This window comes from Methylocystis suflitae, assembly GCF_024448135.1.
GTDB classification, from domain to species: domain Bacteria; phylum Pseudomonadota; class Alphaproteobacteria; order Rhizobiales; family Beijerinckiaceae; genus Methylocystis; species Methylocystis suflitae.
The window spans coordinates 1-9,149 of the sequence record NZ_JAMRYX010000088.1 but is presented as its reverse complement, the minus strand read 5'-3'; the positions used below and the strand labels follow the sequence as shown (position 1 = coordinate 9,149).

The window sequence follows — 9,149 nt, the reverse complement described above, 5'->3', positions numbered from 1 at the left end:
CGGCGCAGCCCGTTCCGGAGCAGCAGCCTGTTGCGGCGCAGCCGCCGCGCCAGCGGATCGAAGCTTAATCCTGATATGGTTTCCGCCTGATTTGTTCGCTCCAAGAATGTCATTCCCGGCAGGCCGCAGGCCTGACCGGGAATCCAGAGCCGATCCAGGAACGCTGGTTTTGCTCTGGATTCCCGATCGCGCGCATCGCGCGCGTCGGGAATGACAGCCGAGCCGCTTAACCGGATTTCGAATGCGGCCTGAGCAGCCGTGACGGCGCGCGCATTGTCACGAGTTCCTCCGCCATCGTCGGATGCACGGCCATCGTCGCGTCGAAATCGCTCTTCGTCGCGCCCATCCGCAAGGCGACGGCGATGAGCTGCGCCATCTCCCCCGCCTCGGGACCCAAAATATGCGCGCCAAGCACGCGTCCGTTCGAGCCGTGGATGATCAGCTTCATATAAACGCGTTCGCCGCGTCCAGAGAGCGTCGCGCGCATGGGGCGAAACTGCGTCTCATAAATATCGATCGCGCCATGCTGCGCGAGCGCCTCGGCCTCGGTCAGTCCAACCGTTCCGATTTCGGGCGTGGTGAAGACGGCGCTTGGCGTATGTGCATAATCGACCGTCGTCGGCGTCGCGCCGAAGACGCTGTCGGCGAAGGCTTGCCCCTCGCGAATGGCGACAGGCGTCAGATTGATCCGATCGGTGACGTCGCCGACGGCGTAGATGGATTCGACATTCGAGCGCGAGCGCTCGTCGACGGCGACGGCGCCGTTTTCGCGCAGCTCGACGCCCGCCGCCTCCAGGCCGAGATTCTGCGTCATCGGCCTGCGCCCCGTGGCGATGAGCAGGCAGTCGACCTCAAGCGGCGCGCCGTCGCTCATCTCGACCGCCAGAACGTCAGCGTTTTTCGTAATGCGCGTCGGCAGGGCGCCGGCCCGGTGCGCGACGCCCGCCGTCTTGAGCGCTTCGCAGAGGCGCGAACGCAAATCGTCGTCGAAGCCGCGCAGCGGCAGATCGGCGCGATAGGCGAGATGCACCTTCGCGCCGAGCCGCGCGAAGACGCTTGCGAATTCGACGGCGATATATCCCGCTCCAACGATCAGCAGCCGTTGCGGAAATTTCGGCAGATCGAAAATCTCGTTCGAAGATATGCCGAATTCGATGCCCGGAATGTGCGGGGCGAGCACCGGCGCGCCGCCGGTGGCGATGAGAATGTAGCGGGCGCGGGCGGAGCGGCCGTTGGAAAAACGCACGCCGTTTCGATCGGTGAGCGTCGCGCGCGCGCGGATGAGCTCGACGCCGGAACTCGCGAGCGTTTCAGCGTAAAGGCCTGAAAGGCGCGTGATCTCCTTTTCCTTTGCGGCGACGAGCGCCGGCCAGTCAAAAGAGACGTCGCCGACGCGCCAGCCGAAACCGGCGGCGTCCTTGAAATCATCGTGGAAGCGGCTCGCGAGAACGTAAAGCTTTTTGGGGACGCAGCCGCGAATGACGCAGGTGCCGCCGACGCGAAATTCCTCGGCGATCGCGACTTTCGCGCCATGGCTTGCGGCGACGCGCGCCGCGCGAACGCCGCCGGATCCGGCGCCGACGACGATAAGGTCATAGTCGAAAGTCATAAGGGGTCGCCCGATATGTTTCCCAAGATGCGCACGCCCTCGGCGCCGGCGATGAAGATCGCCGTTGCGAGTCCGATGAACAGCCCGTGATCCACGACTCCGGGAATCGCCGAAAGCCGCGCAGCGAGGGCGTCAGCATCGTCGATCGCGCCAAATGCGCAATCGACGATGTAATGTCCCCCGTCAGTGATGAAGCGCTCGCCAGGCTCCGCTTCGCGCATCATCAGCGGGCCGATGAGTCCCAGACCGCGCGCGACCCGTTCGATATGCAGCATGGTGGAGCGTGCGCCGAACCGATCGATTTCGACGGGTAGCGGGAAGGCGCCGAGCGTCTGCACTTCCTTCGTCGCGTCGGCGATGACGAACATGCGCGTCGAGGCGGCGGCGACGATCTTTTCGCGCAGCAGCGCGCCGCCGCCGCCTTTGATCAGGCGAAGCGCCGCGTCGAATTCGTCAGCGCCGTCGATGGTGAGATCGAGTTGCGGCGTCTCGTCGAGCGTGGAGAGCGATATCCCGAGGCTTTCGGCCTGAGCGCGGGTGCGCTCGGAGGTCGGCACGCAAACGACCTCCAGCCCCTCCCTGACGCGGGCGCCGAGAAGATCGACGAAATGCGCCGCCGTCGATCCCGTGCCGAGCCCGAGCCGCATGCCATGCGTGACGGACTCGAGCGCCGCTTGCGCGGCGGCGCGCTTCATTGCCTCGGCGGAAAAGGCGCTCATACGGACATTCGCTTCGCCAGGTCGATCGCTCATTTGGCCGGCGGCGTGCAGACCACCGATGTTTCGTTCAGCACGAAGCAGATCGACATCATGCCGGAACGCAGATCGACGCGGAATACGCCGCCTTCCCCGGTATGACGCGAAGCGACCAGCGCATATTCGCTGAAAACGCCGGCGCGCGCGCCCTCGCCGGGCGGATAGCACAGCGTCACGCCGATCGCAGCGCTTTCTTTCAAGCCGTATTGGCAGGCGCCGACCTCGCCATTGGAGCGGTCGAGGCGAAACACGCGATTGAGATCCGTCTGCGGCGCCGCCAGAAATTCGTAATTTCCGGCCGTCGCCGTCGACGCCCCGGAAAGGGCGAAGACAAGCGCGCCGGCCGTCAAAGCGGCACGTCGACGCGTATGGAAATGGCGCGTTTCACGCATATTTGCGCTCCCTGTCGCGAATCGGTCGGCGCAGTCTACACGCAGAGTCCGCGCGTGCGGAGGCGGCAAAATTCGCCTGTCGAATCAACGGAGCTTGATCCCGGGGGGCCGCGCGGCTACCCCCTGCATATGACAAGCCGCTCCCCCGTTCTCGTTTTCGACCTTGACGGCACATTGGCCGACACCGCCTATGATCTCATCGGCACGCTCAATGTTCTGCTCATGCGCGAGGGACTGACGCCGCTCGCGCTCGAGGCCGGACGGCCGCTCGTCGGCGCCGGCGCGCGGGCGCTGATCGAGCGCGGCTTCGCCCTTCAGGGCGCGCTGCTCGATCCGGCGCGCGCCGAGGGGCTGGTGCGCGATTTCCTGGTTTATTACGAGGCGCACATCGCCGACGAAAGCAGGCTGTTCCCCGGCGCGCTCGCGGCGCTCGATCGGTTCAAGACGGCCGGCTTTCGCCTCGCCGTCTGCACCAATAAGCCTGAAGAACTGGCGCGGCTGCTGTTGCAAAAACTCTCGGCGGCGGACCGCTTCGCGGCGATCTGCGGCCGCGGCAGCTTTCCCATGCATAAGCCCGATCCGCGCACGCTGTGGCTGACGGTCGAGGCGGCGGACGGCGACCCAAGGCGCGCGGTGATGGTCGGGGATTCCAAGACCGACATCGATACCGCCCGCGCCGCCGGAACGCCGTCGGTGGCGGTGGATTTCGGCTATACCGACACGCCCGTCGCGGCGTTTTCGCCCGATCGCGTGATTTCGCATTTCGACGAGCTGTGGGACGCGGTCGCCTCGCTGGACGAGGCGCTGTTCCACCGCGCGATCGAGGCGTCCTGATCTTTTGAGCGCCGCTTCGCCGTCGAGGCTGGCGCCGCGCAAGTTCTGGGAAAGGTTTGCAATATGGAGAAAATGCATTTCACGCGGATGGACCAAGGCACGGACGAAGATTTTCAGATCCTCAAACAGGTTCACGAGCATACGCTCAAGGAACTGCCGGACCGGCTCTTTGGACTGCTGCGGGATCTGAGCAAGGACACGGCCTATAACATCACGCGCTGCGATCATTGTCTGCAATCGGCGACGCGCGCGCTGCGCGACGGCAAGGACGAAGAATATGTGGTCGTCGCGCTGTTGCATGACGCGTGCGAAACGCTTGGACCTTTCAACCATGGCGAGGTGATCGCCGCGATCCTGAGGCCCTTCATCAGCCGCGACAATTACTGGATGCTGGCGCAGCACGGCCTGTTCCAGACCTATTTCTACGCCGCCCACCTTGGCCTCGATCCGAACGCCCGCGACAAATTCAGGTCGGACCCGGCCTATGAGCAGACGATCGAGTTCTGCGCCAAATATGACGAAGTGTCGTTCGATCCCGCCTATAAAAACGAGCCGCTCTCGACCTTCGAGCCGATGGTGCGCCGTGTTCTGTCGAAGGATTGGACCCCGCCGTGAGCGGCCGGGCGCGTCGCCCAGGCTTGAGCCTCGGCGGAGGGCGAATCTGCGGTCTTGACGGAGGGCGCCGGGCTCTCCTACACGAGGAGGATCGATCGCCGATGGCGACGGGCGGCTAGCTCAGCGGGAGAGCACTCCCTTCACACGGGAGGGGTCACAGGTTCAATCCCTGTGCCGCCCACCATTGAGCGCCGCACGGCGAACCTACCCTCGTAAGGAGAGGGAGGCTCGCGAGCGGAACTCTTATTCGGTAGCCTTGTGAACGGCTTCCTTGGCGTTTTTGGCGACTTCCTTCGCCTTGGTCGCCGCAGCATCCAGCGCATCGGCAATGGCGTCCTTGGCCTCTCCGAGCGCCGTTTGGCCCTTCCCCTTCATTTCCTGCAACACGCCCTCGCCTTCCAGTTGGGGAGAGCCGATCACCTTTCCGGCGGCCTGCTTCGCAGTCCCTGTCGCTTCATTCACGGCGCCTTTAAGTTTATCGCTGGTCGAACTCATGAAAACTTCCTCCTTGTGAAGATCGCTACGTGACCATCGCCACGGTCAAGACAAATGAATAACTGCCGTGCTGCAGATATGTTCCCGTTTCGGCCGATTTATTAGTCGGGCTTCGATGCAGTGACGATCGTGAGATCATTCGTTACATTTGAAACCGCCAACGCCGGAACAGATTGCCGAAGGGCCAACAATGCCTGACCTCTCCGGCGCGGTGCGCGAGATTGAGAGAGCGGCCGTCATCTCCGCGTGCGGGGCTTATCGCTATAGTCTCACGCGCAGATGGAGCGGCGCGCCGCTTTTGCCCTTCGTCATGCTCAATCCCTCGACAGCCGACGCGAAAGAGGATGATCCGACAATTCGCCGCTGCATCGGCTTCGCGCGGCGCGAAGGGGCCGGCGGACTTATCGTCGCCAATCTTTACGGGCTGCGCTCGCCCTCGCCCGAGGCGCTGTGGTCGGCGCGCGATCCGATCGGCCCGGAGAATTGGCGAACGCTCGTTGGCCTCGCCGCGCAAGCGATCGCTCAGTCGCTCCCCATCATTTGCGCGTGGGGCGCACAGGTTCGAGGAGATCGGGTCGACGAAGCGCTGCGGATGTTTCACGCATCGGGCGCGCGTCTCGCCTGCCTCGGCAGGACGCGGCGCGGCGCACCCCGCCATCCGCTCTACGTTCGCGCTAGCCAGTCGCTTGAGCGCTTTCCATAAAAGGCCGCGCCCGGATCTTACGGCTGCTCCATCAGCTCTTCGGCGGTCAGCCGGTTTAGCGTCTGTCGGCGCTTCTTGGACGCATAGCTTGGGTAGGCGAGCCAGATCACTCCCGCCAGCAAGATGAATGTCATCGCGCCGAACAGAAAGGCGTCGTTGAGCGCCAGGATCGCCGCCTGCTGGCGGATGAGCTGCGCCGCCCGAGCGCGCGCCGCATTCGGCGACATGCCCATCGCCTGCATACGCTCCAGGAACGAGGCAAGCAGGTCGAGCGAGGCGAAGCGGCGTCCGCCGAAATGATCGGCGAGGTCGAGCTGATGGAAGGGCGTGCGGCGGAAGACGAGCACGCCGAGCAGCGTGATGCCCATGGCGCCGAACACCGTGCGCAGCATCGCGAGCTCCTCCGCGGCGCGGATCAGTCGTTCGCCGGCGAATCCGGTCATGGCGAGCGTCGCGAGCGGCGCAAAGAACATTGCAAGAGAAAAGCCGAAGAAGAACATCGGCGTCGTGACGCTATCGAACGAGGCGCTCTTGTCGTAGTGGCCGAGCCACACGAATGTCACCGCGAGACCGATGAAATTGAGGAAGACGATAAGTCGCGCGTCGACGTTTCTCGTGAGTTCATGCACGACGGCCGCAGCCGCCATCGCCAGAAAAATCATGGCCAGATAGACCATGCCGGCGAGCGAAGAGGTGTAGCCGAGCAGCACCTGCAGTTGCACGATGAACACCGACAGCAGGCCCTGAATGATCAGAAAGCCGACCAGCGAACACAATGTCGCGATCGCGAAATTGCGGTGCAGAAACAGCCGCAGGTCGAGGGCGGGCCGTCGCTCGCCGAACTCCCAGAAGATGAACATCGGCAAAGCCAGGAGAACGACCAGGAGCAGCCATGCGAGCACGGGCGAAGCGAACCAGTCGAAATCATTGCCCATGTTGAGAATGGTCTGCACGCCGAGCAACACCGTCGCGAGCAGAATGAAGCCGATCGTGTCGAAGCGCGTCATGCGGCGCTCAAAGCCGCTCCCATAGAACAGCGCAGCGACAACGCCCGCCACGGGTAAGGCGACCAGGACATTGGAATAAAACAGCCAGCGCCAGTTGAAATATTCCGCCCAGAAGCCGCCCATGAAGACGCCGATGGTGAAGGGCGCCATGCTCATGACGCCCCAGAAGCCGACCCCGAGCGTGCGCTGATCATCTGGATATTGCGCAAGCGTCACCGATTGCGCGAGCGGAAGGGCGACGCCGCCAATAAGGCCGAGCAGAAAGCGCATCGGCGCGAAAAACCAGATCGTCTCGCTCGCCGCGCACATCAGGGAAACGGCGGCATAGGCGACAAGGGCGCCGACCAGCACGCGATAGGCGCCAAGCCGCCCCGAAAGCCACCGGGACAAGGGAAGGCCGAGTGCAATGCCGACCATATGGTCGGTCGTCGCCCACGTGCCGTAGCTCGGCGTCACGCCCTCGAGGCTTCCGGCGGCGTAGGGCGCGAGCACCGTGTATCCCGGCACATTCGACAACATGACGACGTTCGCCGCGCCCGCCGCGACGTTGAGCAGCAGGAATCGCCAGCCTTTCATTCGCGCCTGCTTTGTCACCACCGTTGCGCTCCAGCTGGGCGCGCGGGACGCCAAGCCGATCGCAGGTCGCTTGAAGAGCGCAGCTTCATCCGTTTTCTCATTTGCGCGGGTGACTCATCACTCAAAACAACGCATTTGTCACGATGCGCGCCTTGGCCAAAAGCGCCGCAAGCTTGTCAAAGGCCGGCGCCCTACGCCATACAAGCCGCCTGAAAAGCGGAGAAGGCGCATGACGGGGATCTGGTTTCAGGTGGCGCTCATATTCGGCCTCGCGCTCATCGCCGCGATGATCGCCGCCAGATTTCGCATCTCGACGGCGTTGACCGAAATTATTATCGGCATGTGCGCGCGGACGCTTTTCGCCGCGACCGTCGGCGCTGAAATCTTCAGCCTTCAGGAGCCTTGGGTCAAGACGCTCGCCGGACTTGGCGCCATCGCGCTGACGTTTCTCGCGGGCGCCGAACTCGATCCCGACGTTTTTAAGCTGAAGTGGAAGGAGGCTGCGTCGGTCGGCGCTGCGAGTTTCCTCGCGCCCGCCATCGGTTGCTGGGCGGTCGCCTATTATCTGCTGGGTTGGGAGAGTTCGCCGGCGCTGCTTGCCGGCATCGCGCTCGCCGCCACCTCCGTCGCCGTCGTCTATACGGTGATGATGGAATATGGCTTTAACCGCACCGATTTCGGCAAGACCATTCTCGCCGCCTGTTTCATCACCGATCTCGGCACGGTCGTGACGCTTGGCCTCGTATTCGCGCCCTTCACCTGGAAGACCGCCGTGTTCGTCGCAGCGGTCGGCGCGGCGTTCGTCGGATTGCCGCGGGCGACGCCTGTGATCTTTGCGAAGTTCGGCGGGCGCCCCTCCGAATTCGAGACAAAATTCCTGTTCTTCGCGCTGATGGCGCTCGGCGCGCTCGCGACTTGGGCCGGGAGCGAAGGCGTCCTGCCCGCCTATTTGATCGGCATGGCGCTCGCAGGCTCCGTCGGGCGCGACCACGCGCTCATTCGCAAGATTCGGGCGGTGACCATCGGCCTGCTGACGCCCTTTTATTTCATCCGAGCCGGATACTTTGTTTCCATCCCGGCCGTTCTTGCCGCGCCGCTTGGCGTCGCCGCCTTTCTTGCCGTCGAGATGGCGACCAAGATCGTCAGCGTCTATCCCGTGGCGCGCCGATTCGGGTCGCCGCACAAGGACGCCATGTATACGACGCTGCTGATGGCCTCCGGCCTCACATTCGGCACGATTTCGGCGCTTTTCGGCCTGTCGAACAATATCATCGACGAAAACCAATATTCGACGCTCGTCGCCGCGATCATCGCGACGGCGATCGTGCCCACAATGATAGCGAACAGTCTTTATTTGCCGCGCCATCGGCTGCCCCCGGAGACGGCGCCGCAGCGTGTTCATTCCGCGGAGCCGGAGAAGGAGTCCGTCCTGGAGGGATAAATGCGACTTGATTCCCGGCGGGCGCGATGCAATCAACGTCCCCATTGTCGCTCGAGGAAGCGCGCCTGCCGCGTGGCGCGCTTGCGTTACGCCTCGAAGCGCGGACAACAGGAAGGACGATCTGAATGCGCATCATTTTGAGGCTCTCGGCTGTGCTGGCTTTTTTTGCGCTCACGCCGGCTTTCGCTCAAGGAACGCCTGAACAGCGCGAGGCCTGTGAAGGCGACGCGAATCGTGTCTGCGAGGCGTATATTCCGGACGCCGTCGCCATCGAGCGATGCCTGAGAGCCAATGCGGGATCGATCAGCGTCGCCTGCAAAGCCGAACTCGGCCTCGTGTCGACGGGCGGCAAAAAGCGCAAGCACTAACAACGCGCGGCGCAACACGTCGCCGCGCCTTTAATCCGCGCCTCACATCATCAGGTCGCGACGGCGAGCCTTCTTTCGGCGAGCCGCGCGGCCTCGGCGCCCGACAACATCGCGCCGTTGAAGCCATGCTCGCCGCCGAAAGCCGAGGCGAGATAGAGTCCGGCGATCGGCGTGTGCGGCGTGCGCGGAAATCCCATCAAGATGGGCGCTTCCGCGGGCAGCGCCGCAAAGCCGTACACGGCGCCTTCCGGCGTGTTGAGATAGCTCGCCATCGAATAGGCGTTGAGCAGCATCCGCGTCGTGACCAGACCGGAAAAGCCCGGATAGTCGCGGTCAAGAGAGACCTGTATGGCG

The 9,149-nt window shown here is 63.8% G+C and carries 10 protein-coding genes, 1 tRNA gene and 1 pseudogene; 6 read left to right on the top strand and 6 right to left on the bottom strand.

The window, feature by feature from the left end; genetic code table 11:
• Nucleotides 1-226 precede the first annotated feature (226 nt).
• The 3 genes from gor to NEI07_RS07470 are packed head-to-tail and all read right to left on the bottom strand — an operon-like array spanning nucleotide 227 to nucleotide 2,756.
• Entirely contained in the window at nucleotides 227-1,609 is a 1,383-nt protein-coding gene (gene gor / locus NEI07_RS07480) for a glutathione-disulfide reductase (RefSeq protein WP_256033749.1), read from the bottom strand.
• On the bottom strand, nucleotides 1,606-2,328 hold the full coding sequence (rpiA, locus tag NEI07_RS07475) for a ribose-5-phosphate isomerase RpiA (RefSeq protein ID WP_305123654.1): 723 nt from the start codon (nucleotides 2,326-2,328) through the stop codon (nucleotides 1,606-1,608). Before rpiA ends, gor begins: the two co-directional genes overlap by 4 nt.
• 29 nt (nucleotides 2,329-2,357) lie before the next feature.
• Entirely contained in the window at nucleotides 2,358-2,756 is a 399-nt protein-coding gene (locus NEI07_RS07470) for a hypothetical protein (RefSeq protein ID WP_256033748.1), read from the bottom strand.
• A gap of 129 nt (nucleotides 2,757-2,885) precedes the next feature.
• Here NEI07_RS07470 and NEI07_RS07465 point away from each other — a divergent pair, with 129 nt between their 5' ends.
• The 3 genes from NEI07_RS07465 to NEI07_RS07455 all read left to right on the top strand — a co-directional run bounded on the left by NEI07_RS07465 (nucleotide 2,886) and on the right by NEI07_RS07455 (nucleotide 4,389).
• Nucleotides 2,886-3,590 carry an HAD family hydrolase gene (locus NEI07_RS07465; RefSeq protein ID WP_256033747.1) on the top strand — a complete coding sequence of 235 codons (705 nt, stop codon included), beginning with the start codon at nucleotides 2,886-2,888 and terminating at the stop codon, nucleotides 3,588-3,590.
• Nucleotides 3,591-3,662: 72 nt separating this feature from the next.
• Nucleotides 3,663-4,205 (top strand): HD domain-containing protein, encoded by a 543-nt coding sequence (locus tag NEI07_RS07460; RefSeq protein WP_256033746.1) that lies wholly within the window; start codon nucleotides 3,663-3,665, stop codon nucleotides 4,203-4,205.
• 109 nt (nucleotides 4,206-4,314) lie between these two features.
• A tRNA-Val gene (locus NEI07_RS07455) sits at nucleotides 4,315-4,389 on the top strand.
• Between the two features lie 59 nt (nucleotides 4,390-4,448).
• Here the strand turns inward: NEI07_RS07455 and NEI07_RS07450 are convergent.
• Nucleotides 4,449-4,700 (bottom strand): CsbD family protein, encoded by a 252-nt coding sequence (locus NEI07_RS07450; RefSeq protein ID WP_256033745.1) that lies wholly within the window; start codon nucleotides 4,698-4,700, stop codon nucleotides 4,449-4,451.
• Between the two features lie 190 nt (nucleotides 4,701-4,890).
• Between NEI07_RS07450 and NEI07_RS07445 the strand changes: the two genes are divergently transcribed.
• Entirely contained in the window at nucleotides 4,891-5,403 is a 513-nt protein-coding gene (locus NEI07_RS07445) for a DUF1643 domain-containing protein (RefSeq protein ID WP_256033744.1), read from the top strand.
• 17 nt (nucleotides 5,404-5,420) lie between these two features.
• Here the strand turns inward: NEI07_RS07445 and NEI07_RS07440 are convergent, their stop codons facing one another.
• Entirely contained in the window at nucleotides 5,421-7,007 is a 1,587-nt protein-coding gene (locus NEI07_RS07440; protein WP_256033743.1) for an MFS transporter, read from the bottom strand.
• Nucleotides 7,008-7,215: 208 nt separating this feature from the next.
• Here NEI07_RS07440 and NEI07_RS07435 point away from each other — a divergent pair, with 208 nt between their 5' ends.
• Both NEI07_RS07435 and NEI07_RS07430 read left to right on the top strand, forming a co-directional pair.
• A complete protein-coding gene (locus NEI07_RS07435; RefSeq protein ID WP_256033740.1) occupies nucleotides 7,216-8,427 on the top strand; it encodes a cation:proton antiporter in 1,212 nt (403 codons plus the stop codon).
• Between the two features lie 125 nt (nucleotides 8,428-8,552).
• Entirely contained in the window at nucleotides 8,553-8,795 is a 243-nt protein-coding gene (locus NEI07_RS07430) for a hypothetical protein (protein ID WP_256033739.1), read from the top strand.
• Nucleotides 8,796-8,845: 50 nt separating this feature from the next.
• On the opposite strand, the pseudogene NEI07_RS07425 reads toward NEI07_RS07430, so the two are convergent.
• A pseudogene (locus tag NEI07_RS07425) lies at nucleotides 8,846-9,149 on the bottom strand (phytoene desaturase family protein); the annotation flags it as partial.

Bases quoted from the DNA above. Each gene is read 5' to 3' on its own strand.
- gor (WP_256033749.1), bottom strand. From the start codon at position 1,609: ATGACTTTCGACTATGACCTTATCGTCGTCGGCGCCGGATCCGGCGGC.
- rpiA (WP_305123654.1), bottom strand. From the start codon at position 2,328: ATGAGCGCCTTTTCCGCCGAGGCAATGAAGCGCGCCGCCGCGCAAGCG.
- NEI07_RS07470 (WP_256033748.1), bottom strand. From the start codon at position 2,756: ATGCGTGAAACGCGCCATTTCCATACGCGTCGACGTGCCGCTTTGACG.
- NEI07_RS07465 (WP_256033747.1), top strand. From the start codon at position 2,886: ATGACAAGCCGCTCCCCCGTTCTCGTTTTCGACCTTGACGGCACATTG.
- NEI07_RS07460 (WP_256033746.1), top strand. From the start codon at position 3,663: ATGCATTTCACGCGGATGGACCAAGGCACGGACGAAGATTTTCAGATC.
- NEI07_RS07450 (WP_256033745.1), bottom strand. From the start codon at position 4,700: ATGAGTTCGACCAGCGATAAACTTAAAGGCGCCGTGAATGAAGCGACA.
- NEI07_RS07445 (WP_256033744.1), top strand. From the start codon at position 4,891: ATGCCTGACCTCTCCGGCGCGGTGCGCGAGATTGAGAGAGCGGCCGTC.
- NEI07_RS07435 (WP_256033740.1), top strand. From the start codon at position 7,216: ATGACGGGGATCTGGTTTCAGGTGGCGCTCATATTCGGCCTCGCGCTC.
- NEI07_RS07430 (WP_256033739.1), top strand. From the start codon at position 8,553: ATGCGCATCATTTTGAGGCTCTCGGCTGTGCTGGCTTTTTTTGCGCTC.